The organism is Actinoplanes sp. CA-131856, assembly GCF_050956135.1.
GTDB lineage: Bacteria > Actinomycetota > Actinomycetes > Mycobacteriales > Micromonosporaceae > Actinoplanes.
Genome location: NZ_CP191849.1, coordinates 10,284,681 through 10,303,052 on the forward strand (window position 1 = coordinate 10,284,681; position 18,372 = coordinate 10,303,052).

At 71.1% G+C, this 18,372-nt stretch carries 16 protein-coding genes; 5 read left to right on the forward strand and 11 right to left on the reverse strand.

Annotation, left to right across the window (positions count from 1 at the left end):
- Positions 1-31 precede the first annotated feature (31 nt).
- Entirely contained in the window at positions 32-1,243 is a 1,212-nt protein-coding gene (locus tag ACQP2X_RS47400; RefSeq protein WP_498701286.1) for an MFS transporter, read from the forward strand.
- Here the strand turns inward: ACQP2X_RS47400 and hisC are convergent.
- The 3 genes from hisC to hppD are packed head-to-tail and all read right to left on the reverse strand — an operon-like array spanning position 1,240 to position 4,586.
- Positions 1,240-2,322, reverse strand: coding sequence for a histidinol-phosphate transaminase (gene hisC, locus ACQP2X_RS47405; protein ID WP_498692794.1), 1,083 nt, complete (start codon positions 2,320-2,322; stop codon positions 1,240-1,242). The genes ACQP2X_RS47400 and hisC overlap by 4 nt on opposite strands.
- Positions 2,300-3,373 carry an RDD family protein gene (locus ACQP2X_RS47410; protein WP_498692795.1) on the reverse strand — a complete coding sequence of 358 codons (1,074 nt, stop codon included), beginning with the start codon at positions 3,371-3,373 and terminating at the stop codon, positions 2,300-2,302. The genes hisC and ACQP2X_RS47410 overlap by 23 nt, the downstream gene beginning before the upstream one ends.
- Positions 3,374-3,431: 58 nt before the next feature.
- Positions 3,432-4,586: a 4-hydroxyphenylpyruvate dioxygenase gene (gene hppD, locus ACQP2X_RS47415; RefSeq protein ID WP_498692797.1), complete on the reverse strand. Its 1,155-nt coding sequence runs from the start codon at positions 4,584-4,586 to the stop codon at positions 3,432-3,434.
- A gap of 208 nt (positions 4,587-4,794) precedes the next feature.
- On the opposite strand from hppD, the gene ACQP2X_RS47420 reads away from it, so the two are divergent.
- Positions 4,795-6,099: a hypothetical protein gene (locus tag ACQP2X_RS47420; RefSeq protein WP_498692798.1), complete on the forward strand. Its 1,305-nt coding sequence runs from the start codon at positions 4,795-4,797 to the stop codon at positions 6,097-6,099.
- Positions 6,100-6,169: 70 nt separating this feature from the next.
- On the forward strand, positions 6,170-7,840 hold the full coding sequence (locus ACQP2X_RS47425) for a fumarate hydratase (protein ID WP_498692800.1): 1,671 nt from the start codon (positions 6,170-6,172) through the stop codon (positions 7,838-7,840).
- A gap of 250 nt (positions 7,841-8,090) precedes the next feature.
- On the opposite strand, the gene ACQP2X_RS47430 is transcribed toward ACQP2X_RS47425, so the two are convergent.
- The 5 genes from ACQP2X_RS47430 to ACQP2X_RS47450 are packed head-to-tail and all read right to left on the reverse strand — an operon-like array spanning position 8,091 to position 12,775.
- A complete protein-coding gene (locus ACQP2X_RS47430) occupies positions 8,091-9,230 on the reverse strand; it encodes an acyltransferase family protein (protein WP_498692801.1) in 1,140 nt (379 codons plus the stop codon).
- Between the two features lie 37 nt (positions 9,231-9,267).
- A complete protein-coding gene (locus ACQP2X_RS47435) occupies positions 9,268-10,341 on the reverse strand; it encodes an outer membrane protein assembly factor BamB family protein (RefSeq protein WP_498692802.1) in 1,074 nt (357 codons plus the stop codon).
- 14 nt (positions 10,342-10,355) lie between these two features.
- Positions 10,356-10,814, reverse strand: a complete 459-nt coding sequence (locus tag ACQP2X_RS47440; protein ID WP_097317598.1) for an SRPBCC family protein — start codon at positions 10,812-10,814, stop codon at positions 10,356-10,358.
- Positions 10,815-10,844: 30 nt separating this feature from the next.
- A complete protein-coding gene (locus tag ACQP2X_RS47445) occupies positions 10,845-11,933 on the reverse strand; it encodes a fumarylacetoacetate hydrolase family protein (RefSeq protein WP_498692805.1) in 1,089 nt (362 codons plus the stop codon).
- Positions 11,930-12,775, reverse strand: a complete 846-nt coding sequence (locus tag ACQP2X_RS47450; protein ID WP_498692806.1) for a hypothetical protein — start codon at positions 12,773-12,775, stop codon at positions 11,930-11,932. Before ACQP2X_RS47450 ends, ACQP2X_RS47445 begins: the two co-directional genes overlap by 4 nt.
- 90 nt (positions 12,776-12,865) lie before the next feature.
- On the opposite strand from ACQP2X_RS47450, the gene ACQP2X_RS47455 reads away from it, so the two are divergent.
- On the forward strand, positions 12,866-14,029 hold the full coding sequence (locus ACQP2X_RS47455) for a homogentisate 1,2-dioxygenase (protein ID WP_498692808.1): 1,164 nt from the start codon (positions 12,866-12,868) through the stop codon (positions 14,027-14,029).
- On the opposite strand, the gene ACQP2X_RS47460 is transcribed toward ACQP2X_RS47455, so the two are convergent.
- Together ACQP2X_RS47460 and ACQP2X_RS47465 are read right to left on the reverse strand one after the other, a co-directional pair.
- Positions 14,023-14,676 (reverse strand): hypothetical protein, encoded by a 654-nt coding sequence (locus ACQP2X_RS47460; protein ID WP_498692809.1) that lies wholly within the window; start codon positions 14,674-14,676, stop codon positions 14,023-14,025. The two genes, ACQP2X_RS47455 and ACQP2X_RS47460, sit on opposite strands and share 7 nt — an antisense overlap.
- 54 nt (positions 14,677-14,730) lie before the next feature.
- Positions 14,731-15,939, reverse strand: coding sequence for a chitosanase (locus tag ACQP2X_RS47465; protein ID WP_498692811.1), 1,209 nt, complete (start codon positions 15,937-15,939; stop codon positions 14,731-14,733).
- 128 nt (positions 15,940-16,067) lie between these two features.
- Between ACQP2X_RS47465 and ACQP2X_RS47470 the strand changes: the two genes are divergently transcribed.
- Positions 16,068-17,255 carry an ROK family transcriptional regulator gene (locus ACQP2X_RS47470; RefSeq protein ID WP_498692812.1) on the forward strand — a complete coding sequence of 396 codons (1,188 nt, stop codon included), beginning with the start codon at positions 16,068-16,070 and terminating at the stop codon, positions 17,253-17,255.
- Here ACQP2X_RS47470 and ACQP2X_RS47475 read toward each other — a convergent pair.
- On the reverse strand, positions 17,241-18,341 hold the full coding sequence (locus ACQP2X_RS47475) for a tyrosine-protein phosphatase (protein WP_498692813.1): 1,101 nt from the start codon (positions 18,339-18,341) through the stop codon (positions 17,241-17,243). The genes ACQP2X_RS47470 and ACQP2X_RS47475 overlap by 15 nt on opposite strands.
- Positions 18,342-18,372 lie beyond the last annotated feature (31 nt).

Genomic DNA, 18,372 nt, shown 5'->3' on the forward strand with positions numbered 1-18,372 from the left:
CGTTCCAAGAGTTTATTCTTCGACGGTGACCATGAACCGTCCAGGGCTCGCCGTTCTCGGCGCCTCCACCTTCTTCTACGTGACCGCGGAGACCCTGCCGGTCGGGCTTCTGCCGCAGATCGCCGACGGGCTGTCGGTGGACGAGGCGCACGTCGGTCTTCTGCTGACCAGCTACGCCGTGGTCGCGGCGGTCAGCACGATCCCGTTGACGGCGCTGACCATGCGGGTGCCGCGGCACACGCTGATCGCCATCACCATGGGGATCTTCGTGGTGTCGCAGGCGGCGGCCGCGTTCGCGCCGACCTTTCTCGTGCTGACGCTGGCGCGGCTCGTCTGCGCGCTGGCGCACGGGGTGTTCTGGTCGGTCATCGGGCCCGTCACCGCGCGGCTCGCCCCTCCCGGCCAGGCCGGACGGGCCACGGCTCTGGTCTTCGTGGGCAACTCGCTGGCCATCGTGCTCGGCGTGCCGCTGGGCACGGCCCTCGGGCAGTGGCTGGGCTGGCGGGTCGCGGTGGGCGCGATGGCGGCCGGTGGCGCCATCTGCGTACTGCTGCTCCTGCGCGTTCTTCCGTCCCTGCCGCCACTTCCGCACGATCTGAACGTGCGGGCCGGCGCCCAGCTCCGCGCGGCCGTCGGGATCATCCGCGATCGGCAGGTGGCCGCGCTGTGCCTCATCACCACAGTGCTCGTCATCGGGCATTTCGCCGCCTACACGTACATCGCCCCGCTGGTGCGCCGTGACGCCGGCCTCGAGGGCGTCGCGCTGAGCGCTCTCCTTCTGGGGTACGGGGCGGTCGGGCTGGTCACGAACTACGTGCTGGGCCGCCACTCGGACCGGCGGCCGGGCCAGATCGTGGTCGGTCTCCTGATCGCGCTGGCGGTCGCCGCGGCCGCGCTGGCGCCGGTGCTCGGGGTCGTGCCGACAGTGGTCGCGGCGCTGCTGTGGGGTGGCGCGTTCACCGCCATCCCGGTCTTCCTGGCCAGCTCCGTGCTGCGGATCGCGCCCCGCGCCCGCGACGCCGCCTCCGCCCTCTACGTGGTCGCCTTCCAGGTCGGCATCGGCGGCGGCGCCTTCCTCGGCGAACGCCTGGTCCGCGCCGGCCACCTCGGCACGCTGCCGCTGGTGACCGCCGCCCTGGCCGTCGTCGCCGTGCTGCTCGTGGTCACCCTCGGCCGGCGGGTCTTCCCCGCCCAGCTGAGCGAGGAGGACCACCACCGGATCGAGGCACAGCTGGCGGCTTAGCCTTCGAGGGCGGCTTCCGCGGCGGCCAGGAAGAGGTCGTTCTCCTCCGGGGTGCCGATCGTGACGCGGACGCCGTCGGTCTGGAACGGGCGCACGATGACGCCCCGGCTCTCGCAGGCCTGGCCGAACGCGGCCGAGCGGTCGCCGAGCGGCAGCCAGACGAAGTTGGCCTGGCTCGCCGGCACGTCGACCGCGAGCTTGCGCAGCGCCTCGGTGACCCGCTCGCGCTCGGCGACGACGAGCGCGCACCGCCGCCGCACCTCGTCCTCCTGCTCGAGCGCCGCCAGCGCCGCCGCCTGGGCCACGATGCTGGTGGAGAACGGCGTCAGGACCTTGCGGATCGCCGTCGCCTCGTCCGGCTGCGCGACCAGATAGCCCATCCGCAGACCGGCCAGGCCCCACGCTTTCGACATCGTGCGCAGGATGACGACGTTGGGCCGATCGGCGTACGTCTCGATGCCGTCCGGAACGTCCGGGTCGGTGACCAGTTCGCGGTACGCCTCGTCGAGCACCACCAGCACGTCGGACGGCACCGCGGCCAGGAACCGGTCGAGCTCGGCCTTACGGACGGCGCTGCCGGTCGGGTTGTTCGGGTTGCAGACGAAGACCAGCCGGGTCCGGTCGGTGATCGCCTCGGCCATGGCGTCGAGGTCGTGCCCGTGCCCGGGGGTGTTCGGGACGCGGACGCTGGTCGCGCCCACTCCGGCCGAGATGATCGGGTACGCCTCGAACGAGCGCCACGAGTAGACCACCTCGTCGCCGGGCAGGGCGGTCGCCTTGACCAGGATCTCGGCCAGCGCCACCGAACCGCAGCCGGTGACGATGCGGTCGGCCGCGACGCCCAGGCGCTCGGCCAGCGCGTCGCGCAGCGCCACCGAGCCCATGTCGGGGTAGCGGTGCGAGGAGAGCATGGCCTCGGAGACCGCCTCGGCCACGCCCGGCAGCGGGCCGTAGGGCACCTCGTTGCTGGCCAGCTTCACCGCCTCGGCGATGCCGAGCTCACGGGTGAGGTCGGCCAGGTTGCGGCCGGGCACGTAGGCGGGAAGGCCGTCCAGGTCAGCGCGCGTGAGGCGAGTCATGAGAAGAGCCTTTCGTGTTGGCGTCGACCGGTTGGTGGTTGTCCGGCGGCAGGGCGATCACGACCGTACGAGCCGTCTTGTCGTGGAACGCCTGCCTCAGCTGCTGGTCGAAGACCGGCGAGATGCAGTCGATCAGCTGGAGCACGAAGCCGATGCCGGCACAGCCCCAGGCCGGCGTCCAGAGGCCGAGCCGGGCCCAGCGCCCGAACGCGCGACCGAAGCCGAGCGGCTCGGTGTTCTCGACCGCGACCACCTTGATGCGCATGATCTTTTTGCCGAGGGTCTGCCCGCTGCCGGCGATGGCGGGCGCCTCGTAGGCCAGCCACAGCAGTGTCGCGACGATCAGCATCGCCCAGAGCAGGCCGTCCATCCGCCCGTTGGCCTGCACGTCGAAGGCGCTGCCGCCGTTGGCCATCTCGTCGAGGGTGGCGCGGTAGATCGGCACGAACTCCTTGGCCCACTGGTACGCGAACCAGCCGTTGACCACGACGTTCAGCAGCAGCACGGCCAGGATGTCGAGGAGCCGGGCCACCAGGCGCGGTCCGAGCCCGGCCAGCGCGTAGCCGTGCGGGCGGGCCTGCACGGGATACATGGCCGCGCGCATGCCGGGCGGCATCCGCTCCCACCCGGGCGGCGGCTGCCACCCCGGCGGGGGCTGCCACCCGGGCGGCGGCGGACCGGGCTGCTGCGGCCAGCCACCGGCCGGCGGCTGCTGCCAGCCCTGAGGTGGCGGCTGCTGCCAACCCTGCGGCGGCGGCTGCTGCCAACCCTGCGGTGGCGGACCGGGCTGCTGCCAACCCGGCGGCGGACCCGAAGGCTGCTGCCAGCCCACCGGCGGACCGGGCTGGGGGCCCGGCGCCGGCGGCACGGAAGCGGGAGTGGAAGTGGGAGCGGCTGCCGCCGGCGGAGGCTCCTCCTCGACCGGCGGCGGGCCGTCGGGCGGCGTCGCGTCGGCCGGGATGGCCTTGCCGAGCCAGCCTTCACCGTCCCAGTAGCGCTGGGTGTCGGGGTCGGCCGGGTCCTTGTACCAACCGGCGGGCAGCGAACTCATGGAAGAACCTTAGCGACCTGGGCCTGGGCGATTTCTGTGTGCGGCGACCAGGTCAGTTTTACAGATTGCCCCGCAGTTCCTGCTCCCGCTCGATGGCCTCGAAGAGCGCCTTGAAGTTGCCCTTGCCGAAGCCGAGCGAGCCGTGGCGCTCGATGAGCTCGAAGAACACCGTGGGCCGGTCCTGCACGGGTGCCGTGAAGATCTGGAGCAGGTAGCCGTCCTCGTCCCGGTCGACCAGGATGCCGCGCTTCTTGAGCTCCTCGATGGGCGCCCGCACCTCGCCGATCCGGGCCCGCAGCTCAGGGTCGTCGTAGTACGAGTCCGGGGTCTTCAGGAACTCGACGCCGGCCTGCCGCATCGCGTCGACCGCGCCGATGATGTCGTTGGTGGCCACCGCGACGTGCTGGGCGCCGGGGCCGCCGTAGAACTCGAGGTATTCGTCGATCTGCGACTTGCGCTGCGAGACGGCCGGCTCGTTGAGCGGGAACTTGACCTTGCGGGTGCCGTCGGCCACGACCTTCGACATCAGGGCCGAGTAGTCGGTGGCGATGTCGTCGCCGATGAACTCGGCCATGTTGGTGAAGCCCATGACCCGGCGGTAGAACTCGACCCACTCGTCCATGCGGCCCAGCTCGACGTTGCCGACCACGTGGTCGACGGCCTGGAAGAAGCGCTTGGGCGCCAGGCCGGCGTCGATGGCGGGCTGGCGGTCCACGATCGGCTCGCGGGCCACGAAGCCGGGCAGGAACGGGCCGTCGTAGCCGGAGCGGTCGATCAGCGAGTGCACGGTGTCGCCGTAGGTGGCGATCACGGCGATCCGGACGGTGCCGTGTTCGTCCTTCAGGTCGTACGGCTCGGTGACGCCCCGGGCGCCGGCCCGGGTGGCGTGCCTGTAGGCGGCGTCGACGTCGGGCACCTCGAGCGCGATGTCGCGGATGCCGTCGCCGTGCTTGGTGACGTGGTCGGCGCCGGGCGCCCCGGCGTGCACCGAGCCGGTCAGCACGAACCGGGCCGAGCCACTGACCAGGACGTACTCGGCGTGGTCGCGATATCCCTGCTCGGGGCCGCGGTAGGCCACGAGCTTCATGCCGAAGGCTGTGGAGTAATAGTGGGCGGCCTGCTTGGCGTTCCCCACGAGAAACTGAAGATGATCGACGCCCTTGACCGGAAAGACGTCGGCGGTGCGGGTCCCGTGTTCCATCGTCTGCGTCATTGGCCGAGGTTGTCGCAGGTCACAGCGTTGGGGCAACAGTTGCTTCCCGGGTTGGGCAGTCTGCGCGATCCACTCGGTGTGACGTCATCCTCACAGTGCAACTTGCACAGTCCACGGTCCGCCATAGGTGATCTTCAGGACATAAGCGATCGACACGGGCGGATCGAGATCCATCGTCCGGGTGATTGACCTGGCTAGCGTGTCGCGCATGGCGTCGGGTGGCAGCCCCTGGAAGGGGTACGCGCTGGTCGCGATCGTGATCGTGGTCGTGCTCGCCACCACCGGGGTGTGGAACCCATGGCCGAACGTGTGGAACTGGGTAAACACCAGCAAGCCGATCGCCGGCGACGCGGCCCGCTGGCAGCAACGGATCGGCGGCAGCCCGCAGAGCGTCGCGATCGCCGGCGACGCGGTGGTCGTCGAATATCGGACGTCCGTCGAGGCGTACGGCATCACCGCCGGGGTGAAGCTCTGGGACAGCGACGCCGACTGGGCCTCGATCGCCGGAGACGGCGACGACGCCGTGGTCGCCACCGGCCGGCTGCTCACCAAGGGCTACCAGGTGCTCGATCCGCACAATGGGACAGTGCTCCGGTCGGACACCGCGGCCACCGCCGTGTGGACGTACAGGAACGCGCTTCTGGATCTGCATTGCTCGAAGGGCAGTGACTGTCAGTTGACGGCTTGGGCGCCACGCGGCAGCAACCCGTTGTGGACCGTCGACACGGGCGGTATCGGGTTCGTCCTCAACGCCGCCAACCCGGATCTGCCCGACACGCGGCAGCTCACCGCCGACCGGGTCGACGACGACGTGGCCCGGCCCCGGCAGATGCCGAGCCTGATCGGGCTGCCGGACGACGGGAAGATCCGGGTGGTCGACACCGCGACCGGCCGGGTCGCGCAGACCGTCGAGCCCGCACAGGATCAGCGGGTGGCCATCGCGGGCGGCCGGGTCCTCACCATCACGGGCACGCCCGGCGACGGGACCTGCTATTACAGCGTCGTGGCGACCGATCCGCCCTCGACGTCGCCGGTCTGGAAAAAAGACGGTCTCAATCTGCGTACGGCCGAGAACGGCTCCAACTGCAAACAGGAACGCGACCCCGCCGGCGGCGAGGACGTGCTGCTCGGCGTCGACCCGGTCGGTCGCGAGGAACTGCTCGCGGGGCACGACGGCCGGGTGCTGTGGCACGGGGCCAAGGGCGAGAACGTGCTCGCGGTGAACGACAACTACGCCGTGATCCGTAACGCCGCCAAGAACACGTTCCGTGGCTATACGTTCGGCCGCAATCACACCGTGTGGTCCCGTCAGGTGGGCGCGAACCCGTCGGCGGCCCTCACTCCGTACGCGGCTCTGGTTGTCAGCCGGAAACCGGACAGGGTCGTCGCCATCGCACCCGGATCGGGACGGCTGCTGGCCGACGTGCGCACCGGCGCCGAGGTCTTCGCCGTCGGACCAGGGGGAATGATCGCCGTGGCCGGGCGCGACATGGCGTACATCCCGTGGGCTTGACCCAACTGGTATGCGAGCAAGGGCGGAGCGGTTCGCAAACGCCCCGGCGGCTGTCCTAGGCTTGCCGCTCATGAGCAGAGGCGCCGCATTCACGTACTCGCCGCTGTTGCCCACCGGCGACGACCTGACCGAGTACCGACTGGTCACCGACGAGGGTGTGGATGTCGTCGCGGGTCCGGGCGGGCGACAGTTCCTGACCGTCGAGCAGTCGGCCATCACGCAGCTGACCGCCGAGGCCATGCACGACATCGCCCACTACCTGCGCCCGGCCCACCTGTCGCAGCTCCGGTCGATCATCGACGACCCGCGGGCCTCGGCCAACGACCGGTTCGTGGCGCTCGACCTGCTGCGCAACGCCAACATCGCGGCCGGCGGCGTGCTGCCGATGTGCCAGGACACCGGCACCGCGATCGTGATGGGCAAGCGCGGGCGTCACGTGCTCACCGACGGCACCGATGAGGAAGCCATCGCCCAGGGCGTCTATCAGGCGTACACCCGGCTCAATCTCCGCTATTCGCAGCTGGCCCCGCTCACCATGTGGGACGAGCGCAACACGGGGTCGAACCTTCCGGCCCAGATCGAGCTCTACGCGGAGGACCCGGGCGGCCAGCCCGACGCGTACAAGTTCCTCTTCATGGCCAAGGGCGGCGGCTCGGCCAACAAGTCGTACCTCTACCAGGAGACGAAGGCGCTGCTGAACCCGGCGCGCATGATGGAGTTCCTCGACGAGAAACTCCGCCTCATCGGCACGTCGGCCTGCCCGCCCTACCACCTGGCCGTGGTCATCGGCGGCACCAGCGCCGAGCACGCGCTGAAGACGGCCAAGCTGGCCAGCGCCAAATATCTCGACAACCTCCCCCGGCACGGCACGATGGCCGGCCACGGATTCCGCGACGTCGAGCTGGAGGCGGCGGTCCTCGAGCTGACCCGCGACTTCGGCATCGGCGCCCAGTTCGGCGGCCGCTACTTCTGTCATGACGTACGGGTGATCCGCCTGCCCCGCCACGGCGCGTCCTGCCCGGTGGCGATCGCGGTCTCCTGCTCGGCCGACCGCCAGGCCCTGGCGAAGATCACCCCCTCCGGCGTCTGGCTCGAGCGCCTCGAGACCGACCCGGCCCGCTTCCTGCCCGACGTCGACGTCAGCAACGAGCCGGTGGTCAAGGTCGACCTGAACCGCCCGATGGCCGAGATCCGGGCCGAGCTGTCCCGCTATCCGGTGAAGACCCGCCTCTCCCTGACCGGCCCGCTGGTCGTGGCCCGCGACATCGCCCACGCCAAGATCGCCGAACGCCTCGACGCCGGCGAGCCCATGCCGCAATATCTGCGCGACCACGCGGTCTACTACGCCGGACCGGCCAAGACCCCCGAGGGGTACGCCTCGGGCTCGTTCGGCCCGACGACGGCCGGCCGGATGGACTCGTACGTCGAGAAGTTCCAGGCCGCCGGCGGCTCCCTGGTCATGCTGGCCAAGGGCAACCGCTCGGGCCAGGTGACGAAGGCCTGCCAGTCGTACGGCGGCTTCTACCTGGGCTCGATCGGCGGCCCGGCCGCCCGCCTGGCCCAGGACTGCATCCGCCACGTCGAGGTCCTCGAATATCCCGAGCTGGGCATGGAGGCCGTCTGGCGCATCGAGGTCGAGGACTTCCCGGCCTTCATCGTCGTCGACGACAAGGGCAACGACTTCTTCGCCGACGTCACCCGCCCCAACCCGCTCCTCCGCATCGGCTCGGGGCCTTCGTAACGCCTTAGCCAGAACGACTACCCGCCGCATCGGCAGTGGCTGGCTGCCCGGTTGTACCTATCATCGGTGCGACCGCGCCGCAGCCCGAAAGCCGACCGCCGATCGGCGCACCCAGCGGGCCGTTCTGTCACCGGCGGTCAGCCCGCTCGCGGAGAAGCTCTACCGCGTGGCGAGCAGTACCCCGGGCGATGCCGAACTCCTGCCTGAGCGCGGTCTCGCTGGGCACGGCACATCGGTAGTGCGCCGAGTGTCAACGCCGGCCAGCGGTACGGATGCGGTCCTCCTCGGCCCACCGGCGGCGGGGCGCGGGCCGCGCGTTCGTGAGGATCGGGAGTTCCTGCGTCACCTCGGCGGGCCTCGGTGGCTGGAGGCGGCGGCGGAGATAGGCGGCCAGCGGCCGTTCGATCCAGCGGTGCACCACCCAGGCGCCCAGCAGCATGACGGCGATCGTGCCGATCAGGACCAGCCAGTGCGGGGCGTGGTCGTGGGTGGCCCGGATGATCAGCCAGCCGATGTTCTGGTGCAGCAGGTAGAACGGGTAGGTCAGCAGGCCCGCCGTGGTCAGGAAGCGCCACCTCACCCGCGCCGTCCAGCCCAGGGCGATCACCACCATCACCGCGAAGAACGCCGTGACGATCAGGATGGCCGTCGTGTCCGAGAGCGGCGCCTTGATGTTCGCCTTCTCCGTCTGGGCCACTCGGGCGATCACGTTGTGCTGTGCCATCAGATAGGACGCCGCGACCAGGCCCCACAGTTTCAGGTCGCTTCCGAAGCGGTGGATCAGATAGCACGCCATGCCCGCCACGAACAGCGGCGCGTAGTCCGGCTGGAGCGCCACGATCAGCAGCTTCTCCCGGCTCGTGTGGGCGATCACCGCCGCCAGCAGCCAGCCGTAGCCGAACCACATAGCGCTCCGCCGGTTCAGGCCTCGCCACAGCAGCAGGGCGAAGAGCAGGTAGAACCTCGCCTCGGCCCAGAGCGTCCAGTAGACGCCCTCCACCCCGTGCACGCCGAGCGGCCACTGGAGCATCGTCAGGTTGAGGAGCACGTCGCTGACGCGCAGCGGCTGGGCCACGACCGGCCACAGGGCCACCACCGTGGCCGTGATGAGCACGGCCGGCCAGTACGCGGGGAAGAGGCGGAGGAAGCGGGATCGGATGAAGGCGCCGGTGTCGCGGCCCCAGGCGCTCATGCAGATCACGAAGCCGCTGATCATGAAGAAGAGCTCGACGCCGAGCCAGCCGTACTGCGCGGCCTCGTGGACGCGGGAGACCGCCACCGCCGGTGGGGCGCCCCACGCGCCGGTGACGTCGTTGCGGCCGGCGAAGTGGTAGAAGGCCACCATGACGGCGGCGGACAGCCGGAGGCCGTCCAGGACCACGATGCGCATCTGTGGTTCAACGGCGGCGGCCGGCCAACGGTAGCGGTCAGATGGCGGCGATGATGACCGTGTCGACGGTGAAGTAGTGGCCGGGTTTGTCGGGGTCGGCGGGTCCGTCGCCGGCCAGGCGCTCGATGGCCACCCAGTGGTCGGTGACCTGCCACAGCCCGGGCTTCCAGGTCAGCTTCTCGGTGCCGACGGCCAGGGTGAGGTCCACGTCGCCGACCTTGAGGTGGCGGTCGTCGGTGAGCAGCACCAGGCGGCCCTGTGAGGCGCCCAGCACCTGTGCGCCGGGCTGCGGCGGGATGGCGCGGCCGCCGGCCACCGTGCTGCCCTGCTCATCGAGCACCACCGTGCGTTTCGGACGGGCGCCCGTCACCAACCAGCCCTGGCCGGCCGCGTCGCGCAGGCCGCCGCAGCCGGAGGAGGCGACACCGCAGCCCAGTGGCGTGTACGGCCCGGCCGGCCACCCGGCGACCGCCTGCCCCGTGGCCAGCGAGAAGACTTGCGAAGTGCAGACGAACTGGCCGCCCTCGGTGGTGAACGCGTCCCCGCACGAGATCGGTGAGGACCAGCGCTGGGTGCCGGTGGCGGCGTCATAGGCGTTCACCTGGCTGCCGCTACTGACGAACACCGACCCGCCCCCGGTATATATCCGGGCCGGGGCCCACACCGTCGCCGCGCCGGTCCGGTGCCCGTCGAAGGCGGGTGCCGCCATGCCTGTCGAAACGCGCCAGATGATTTTGCCGGTCGAGGCCGACAACGCGACCAGAGCACCGTCGGACCAGCGGCTGATCACCGTGTCGCCGACCGCCACGACGCCGGAGAGCTGTGCCGGCCAGCGCCGCAGCGACCAGATCGCGGTCATCACGCTCTTGGCGTCGACCGGCGCGTCGGCCCTGATCTGGCGTTTCGAGGCATACGCCCGGACGGCGTCGCCGACGATCAGCGGCGCCTGGTTCGTCCGGCCGGTGACCTGCGGCGACCGGGTCACGGCGACCGGGAGCGGCGCGGCCGCGGCCGACGACACCTCGGCCGGCGCCAGCACACGCCAGCCGATCACGGCCGCCAGCAGGGCTATGACGAGCGCCAACGACGTACGGATCAGCACTCGGAGCACCAGAAGAGGTTATGTCAGGCGGCCGCCGCCAGGTCGTCCAGGTCGCGCCGGAGGGCGCCCTCGGCCGTCTCGGCGGCCAGGCCACCGAAGATCAGCGCGAGGATCCGCCCGGCCGGGGCGGTCGGGCTGCCGTCCTGCACCACTGTCACCATCGTGCCGCCGCGGTGCCGCCCGGAGACCACCGGCTGGAACGAGTAGGTCATCCGATAGTCGGCGCCGATGCCGGGCGACGTGACGACGAACCTGTCCGGCACCACGCACTCGAGCACCCGGAACTCCTCGGTGACCTCGCCCCCGTCGGCCATTTGCCGGGTTTCGCGCCATACGGTGCCGGCCCCGAAATCGCCGTGGCTGCGGACCTCGACCCGGGTCACCGCGGAGAGCCACTCGCGGCGGCGGCTCAGATCGGTGAAGACCTGCCAGACCACCGCGACGGGCGCGTCGATCGGACGGGTCACCACAACCGTCGACATAGCGTCACCTCCCACGCAATCAGACAGTAACTATCCGACCACGATCCCGCTGACCGATCCGAGACCGATCTTGCCGTCGGCCGAGGATCCGCTGATCACGACCTCGTCGCCGTCGAGCAGAAAACCGCGCCGCGAGCCGTCGGCCAGCGTCACCGGGGAGGCGCCGCCGGCGGTCAGCTCGAGGAACGAGCCGACCTGGTCCGGCGCCGGTCCCGAGACGGTGCCGGAGGCGTACAGATCGCCGGTCCGCACCGACGCTCCGTTGCTGGTCAGATGGGCCAGCTGCTGGGCGGCCGTCCAGTACATCGAGGCGAACGGCGGTGAGCTCACCACGGTGCCGTTCCAGGAGATCGAGAGCTTGAGGTCGTACGCCGGTCCGGCCGGCCGCAGGTAGCCGAGCGGCTCGGGATCTTGAGCGGGCGCCGGCACCGGGGCCAGCACGGAGAGCGGCACGACCCACGGCGAGACGGACGTGGCAAACGATTTGGCCAGGAACGGGCCGAGTGGGCGATATTCCCAGGCTTGCAGATCGCGCGCCGACCAGTCGTTCACGAGCACGACGCCGAATACGTGGTCTTCGAAGGCGCCGGTGGAAAGACGGCGCCCCGGCGTGCCGACCACGAAACCGACCTCGGCCTCGACGTCCAGGCGTTGCGTCGCGCCATAGGAGCCGGCGCCGAGCTGACCGTAGGGCCGGCGGATCGGCGTGCCCGACACCACGACCGTCGACGACCGGCCGTGATAGCCGATCGGCAGGTGACGCCACTGCGGCGGCAACTCGGGCGACGCGGGGCGCAGGATCCGCGCCACGTTCCGGGCGTGCGCCTCGGACGAGTAGAAGTCGGTGTAGTCGGCCACCTCGAACGGCAGATGCAGCGTCACCGCGTGCAACGGGATCGTCGGCGGCCCCGACGCTACGTAGTCGAGGACGGCCTCCCGCGCCGCCGTCCACTCCGGACGCCCGGCCGCCATCAGCGGATTGAGCGACGACGCCGCGAAGAACCCGCCGAGACCCGACAGATCAACGACGTCGTTTCCCAGCCGTACGCCGAGACGCCGCTGCCCCTGGGGAACGCTGAACACTCCGTACGGCAGATTGTCGAGGCCGTAGCCCGTCATGAATAACCCCCGTTGATCAGGCCGAGCCGGACCAGCTCGGTGAGTGGCTCGACCACATTGGCCACCCCGAATCCGGTGAACAGCGGCCGCGGACCGTCGCGCTGGGCCCGGCACGCCTCGACCAGCGGCACCGGGTGGGTCGCGGCCAGCACCTCGGCCACCTCGGCCACCTCGGCGCCCCGGTCGGCGGTGATCGAGGCGGTCAGCACGTTCAGGAAGCCGTGGTGGGTGAATCCGGTCTCGGGATCGGTGTGCCGGATGGCGTGCCGCAGCCCGGCCGCGAGGCGGAACGGGAGCCGGCGGTCGCGGCAGGCGCAGAGCACCGCGGCCAGCTCGACCGGCGTCGGGAAGAGCTCGGCGGCCAGCCCGCCGACCCGGAACTTCGGCGCCATCCGCAATCCGCCGGCGCGCGCCTCGGCGACGGCGTCGAGGGCGGCCAGCAGGCCCCAGCTGAGCGGGATCTCGGCGTACACCTCGATGTTCTGATCGTCGCCGGCGAGGGCCCGCAGTTTGGCCAGGCCCGGCTGTGGATCCTCGCCGCGCCGGGCCACCGCGGCCTCGAGATGGAGGACCACGGCGCCGGCCGCGCGCAGTTTCTCGACGGCGACGGGCACGGCGCTGAACGGGACGTCGCCGACCAGGGCGACCGGGAGCTTCCCGGCGCTCAGGTCGGCGCCGATCAGCGAGGCGGGGACGAGCAGCGGCCCGAGCAGACCGGCGAACCAGCCGTCGCGATGTTCGGCGTGCTTGGCGACAGCGTCGGTCACGCTGACCGGGCTCGGCGGCATCAGGGACGCGTCGTCCACCAGCCCGGCGAAGAGCGGAGGCACCAGCGTTGACACGAATCCGAACCTAATAGACGCTTCGAGAAGCGGACAACCACGTCCGCTATGTCGGTTTTGCCAAACAGGCGAACGCCGGGGGAGGCAACGATGCCGTACTACCGCAGCGTCGGCGAGGTGCCGCACAAGAGGCACACTCAGTTCCGGCGCCCCGACGGCGGGCTCTACGCCGAGGAGCTGATGGGCCAGGAGGGCTTCTCCTCCGACTCGTCGCTGCTCTATCACCGGCACGCGCCCACCGCGATCGTCTCCGCGGAGACGTACGAACCACCGGCGAGCACGCAGTCGCCCAACCTGCCCCTGAAACCGCGCCATCTGCGAACCCACAAGCTCGACGCCGGCCCGGCCGACGCCGTCCTGGGTCGCCGCCCGCTGCTGGCCAACGGCGACGTCCGGATCGGATACGTGGTGGCCGACCGCCCGTCGCCGCTCTACCGCGACGCGGTCGGCGACGAGTGCCTCTACGTCGAGGACGGCCGCGCGGTCGTCGAGACCACCTTCGGCGCGCTGGAGGTCGGCACCGGCGACTACGTGATCATCCCGACCTCGGTGGTGCACCGGATCGTGCCGCAGGACGGGCCCGTCCGGCTGCTCACCATCGAGGCGACCGGCCACATCGGACCACCGAAGCGCTACCTCTCGGTGCGCGGCCAGTTCCTCGAGCACGCGCCGTACTGCGAGCGCGACCAGCGCGGGCCCGGCGAGCCGTTGCAGGCCGAGGGCACCGACGTCGAGGTCTACGTGAAGCACCGGGCCGGCTGGACCCGGCACGTCTACGCCCACCACCCGTTCGACGTGGTCGGCTGGGACGGCTGCCTCTATCCGTGGGCGTTCTCGATCCACGACTTCGAGCCGATCACCGGGCGGATCCACCAGCCGCCGCCGGTGCACCAGACGTTCGAGGGGCCGAACTTCGTGGTCTGCTCGTTCGTGCCGCGCAAGGTCGACTATCACCCGCTGGCCATCCCGGTGCCGTACAACCACCACAACGTCGACTCGGACGAGATGATGTTCTACACCGGCGGCAACTACGAGGCCCGCCGCGGCTCCGGCATCGAGCAGGGGTCGATCTCGCTGCACCCCTCGGGCTTCACCCACGGGCCACAGCCGGGCGCGGTCGAGCGCGCGCTGGGCGCCGAGGCGTTCGACGAGCTCGCCGTCATGGTCGACACGTTCCGCCCGCTCGATCTGTGCGACGCCGGTCTGGCGGTGGAGGACACGGCGTACGCCTGGACCTGGAACCGCCCTCAGTGAAGAACCGAGACCTCGACCGTGATTGACGACGGGAGCGGCTGAGAAGAGGGGAAGGCCGGCACCCGCATCGCCATGACGTTGCCGCCGCGGTGCAGGCAATAGCCCTTGCCCGCGGCGAGCTCGACGTAGCCGGGGCCGTAGGTCACGCCGTTGTCCTCGTCGCAGGCGTCCGGGTCGGTGAACGGATCACCGGTCGCCGGCCCGATCGTCGCCCGCTTCTCCAGCGGCTCGGCGCTCCAGACCCGCTGGTCGGCGCCGGTGCAGTTCTGCACCTTGTCGTCCTTGCCGGGCGTCGAGCAGAGCAGGGAGACGTCGCCGGTGTAGGCGTTCGTCCCGGCCCGCGGCGGCGACAGCCAGAGCGCGCCCTGCGGATATTTGTCGCCCGAGCCCATCGGCACGCTGACCGACAGCACCGCCGTGCCGAAGGCCTGCCGGGGCGGGGTCGAGGCGACCACGACCGGCGCGCTCGACTCGGCCGGACCCGTCTGGCTGCGATAGAGGGTCACCGCGAACGTGCCCGCGGCCAGCACCGCCACGGCCAGGGCGATGGCCAGCCGCCCGCGGGTGAGCCGCTCGCCGCGCGCCACCGCGACGGTGACCGCGATCAGCAGCAGGACCGCCACACCGGCGATGACGAGATCGACCATGCCGACAAACTAGTGGGGCCGGCGCTGTTGATCAGCCCCGGCCCCGCTTCGACGTCAGCCGATGTGGAAGCTCTGGCCGTAGACGGCGAAGTCCAGCGGCGTGTTCAGGTCGAAGTTGCTGTTGTTGAGGAAGCGCCGCTGCGCGGTGTCGACACGGGTGGTGTCGTCGTGCGCGGCCTCCTTCTTCATCTCGATGACGCGCTCGTCGAGGAAGACGTTGAGCCAGGTGCGCTCGTCACCGCCCTGCGCCGGCGGCTTGGCCCGCTTCAGGGCGGCGCTGCGGATCTGGCGCATGCCCTCGTAACCGTGCATGACGGCCGCGTCGTAGTAGGCGAACTGCCCCAGGGCCCGGACGCCGTCGGACTTGCCGTCGCGCACCGAGGGGTTGAAGTAGACCCGGTCGCGCTCGGCTTCCTGTGCGGCCTGGAAGGCCGGGTCGGCCGCGGCCGTACGCCAGTCGCGGGTGAAGTTGGGATCGAGGCCGGCGTGCGAGGCGGTGCCGTTCACCGACCGCAGGGCGGGCAGATATTTGGCCAGCACATTGCCGGGCACGGCGTTCGTGTACGCCTGGACCAGCTCCAGCATGTCGCCGGTGCCGGAGCAGAACCCGATGATGCCGGCGGTGTAACCGCGGCCGTCGTTGATGTCCTCGATGTAGGAGAACTGGGCCCGCCAGTCGAGCGACGAGTTCTCGGCCGCCGAGACGAGCTGCATCGCGACGTCCTTCTTGGCCGGGTTGTCCAAATTGACCCCAGTGGCTGGTGGCGTGGTCGGCGGCGTCGTCGAGCCGCCGGGCGTCACCCAAGTCTGGTTGGCGGTGCCGGTGCACGTCCAGATCTGCAGCCGCGTGCCGTTGGCCGAGCTCTGCCCGGTGGCGTCCAGGCACTTGCCCGAGCCGGTGTTGACCAGCGAACCGCCGCTGACGGACCACTTCTGGGCGCCGCTGGCGTTGCAGTCCCAAAGCTGGATCTTGGCACCGTTGGTGGTCGACGCACTGGTCACGTCGAGGCACTTGCCGAGGGCGCGGATGCTGCCGTCACTGTTGCCGACGGTCCAGCTCTGTGCGCCGGTGCCGTTGCAGTCGTAGAGCTGGACGGCGGCGCCGTTGGCCGAGCTCGCGTTGGCGACATCGACGCATTTGCCGCCGATGCCGGTGATGGGGCCGGCGGTCGCGGCGCTGGCCGGCAGCAGTCCGTAGATCACGGCCGCGGCGGGGACGGCCACGGCGACACCGGCGTAAACGACTCTTCTTGCGCGGATCATGGCGCTCCTCGAGACGGGGGATGAGGGGTTGGCGCGCGCCGCAGAGACGTTAGAACAGTTAACCAACTTTATCAATAAGCCTCGATGAACCTTGACATGCGTAGACGCCCCCGCTTAACGTCCGGCTGGTGACCCGTCTGGCCGGCTCCTCGAAGCTGCTCCGCGCCATGAACGAGAGCGCGGCCCTGGCCCACCTGCTCGACCCGGGCCGGCTGACGCGCTCCGACCTCCGCAAACTCACCGCGCTGTCGACACCGACCATCTCCGAGGTGCTGCGCCGGCTGACCGAGGCCGGGCTGGTCACCGTGGTCGGTCACAACAGCGGGCGCCCCGGGCCGAACGCCGAGATCTACGCGGCCAACCCCGGCGCGGCGTACGCGGCGGCCGTGTCGGTCCGCGACATCGGCCCCAGCGGCGCGCCCTCGGTGGTGGCCGCCCTGTGCGACCTCACCGGCGAGATCCGCGGCCGCGTCGAGTCGCGTGTGGACTTTCTCACCAGCGACCCCATGCAGGCGCTGGTCGACGTGGTGGCCCGCCTGCGCGACGAGGTCGGCGTCCCGGCCGAGCGGGTGCGCCACGTGCGCATCGGGGTGGCCGGCTCCTACGACGCCCGGGCGGCCACGATCCGGCACGTGCACCTGCCGGGCTTCGGCCGTACGGGGTTGGTGCCGCGCATCGCGGCGGCGCTCGGCACCGAGGTCGGCGTCGACAACGACGTCAACCTGGCCGCCGTGGCCGAGCGGCGGCGCGGGGTCGGCCGCGACGCCGAGGGCTTCGCCCTGCTCTGGCTCGGCCAGGAGGGCCTGGGCCTGGCCATCGACATGGCCGGCACGCTGATGCGCGGCGCCCGGGGCGGGGCCGGCGAGATCGGCTACATGCCGCTCTACTCCCCCGACTCGGCCGACCGCAAGCTCGACCTGCAACACCTATTCGGCGGCGCCGCCATCCTGGAGCTGGCCCGGGACAACGGCGTTCCCGGCCGCACGCCGGCCGAGGTGGTGACCGCGGCGGCGAGCGACCCGGCCGGCGCCGGCGAGTTCCTCACCGGGCTGGCCGACCGCATCGCGGTCGGCCTGGCCGCGGTCGTCGCCGTCCTCGATCCCTACCTGGTGGTGCTGGCCGGCCCGATCGCCCAGGCCGGCGGCGGCGTCCTGCTGTCCGCGGTGTCCGGGGCGATGCGCCGGGCCGCGCCGCTGGAGAGCCCCATCGCGCTGACCGCCATCGACGACGACGCCGTGCTGCTGGGCGCCCTCGATGCCGGGCTCACCGCCGTACGAGAGGGATTGATCTCCTCGATCCGGTCAGCCCACCAGTAGCCGGGCCCGCAGCTGCCGGGCGCTCACCCCGAGGCCGTCGCGCAGGTAGCGGTCGAACGTCCCGAACTTCGCGGTGACCTCGTCGAAGCCGGACCGCAGATATTCCGGGCGCACGTCCAGCACGGCCTTGTATCCGGCGCGGATCGACTCCGGGACGGCGGCCAGCGCGGCGGCGTTGGAGGCGGCCAGACAGGTGTTGCTGAGCAGGTAGTCCTCGAAGACTGTCGCGCGGGGCACGCCGAGGGCGGTGAGCAGCGCGGCGCTGGCCCAGCCGGTGCGGTCCTTGCCGGCCGTGCAGTGGTAGAGCACGTTGGCGGCCCGGGGGTCGGCCACCGCGGTGAGGAAGGTGCGATAGGCCTTGCGGCCGGAGTCCGACGACACCATGCCCTTCTCGCCGGCCACCATCATCGCGACGCCGTTGGCCTCGGTGTCCAGCGAGTAGCCGCCGGTGCCCGGGCTCGTCGTCCCGGCCACGTTGGCGAAGACGTACTTGACGCCGTCCGGGAGCCGGTCGGGGGCGGCGGCGACCTCGGAGTCGGTGCGGAAGTCGACGTCGGTGCGGATGCCGAGCCGCTTCAGCTTGGCCACGTCGGCGTCGGCCAGGGTGGCGAGGCTGTTCGAGCGGTAGAAGACGCCCATCCGGACCCACCGGCCGTCGGACGTGCGGTAGCCGCCGCCGTCGCGGAAGTTGGGCGCGGCCGCGAGGTGCAGCGACCGGTCGGCCAGGGTCAGCGACCGGCCACGGTCGGGCACGAGCTCGAACCACCAGCGGTCGGCCTCACCCAGTCCGCGCACGGTGACGGTGGCGGTTCCGCCCCCATGGGCGACGGCGCGGTGGCGTACGACCCGGTGCTGGTCCCTGCTCGCGTAGACCTCGACCCGCCGTACGCCGGTGGCCTTCCAGCTGATGGTGAACTCACCGGCGGCGGTCTGCTCGACCGTGGCGGCCAGGAACGGAATGCCGGGCGCCTTCGCCTGGGCCGGGGCCGCGCCCGCCGCGATGCCGCCGCCGATCGCGAGGATGCCGGCGCCGGCGGTCGTCAGGAACCGGCGGCGTGTCTGCTGCTCGTCGTTGAAGTTGCGCACCGCGAAAGAATCTGCGGCAGAGGTAGCCGCC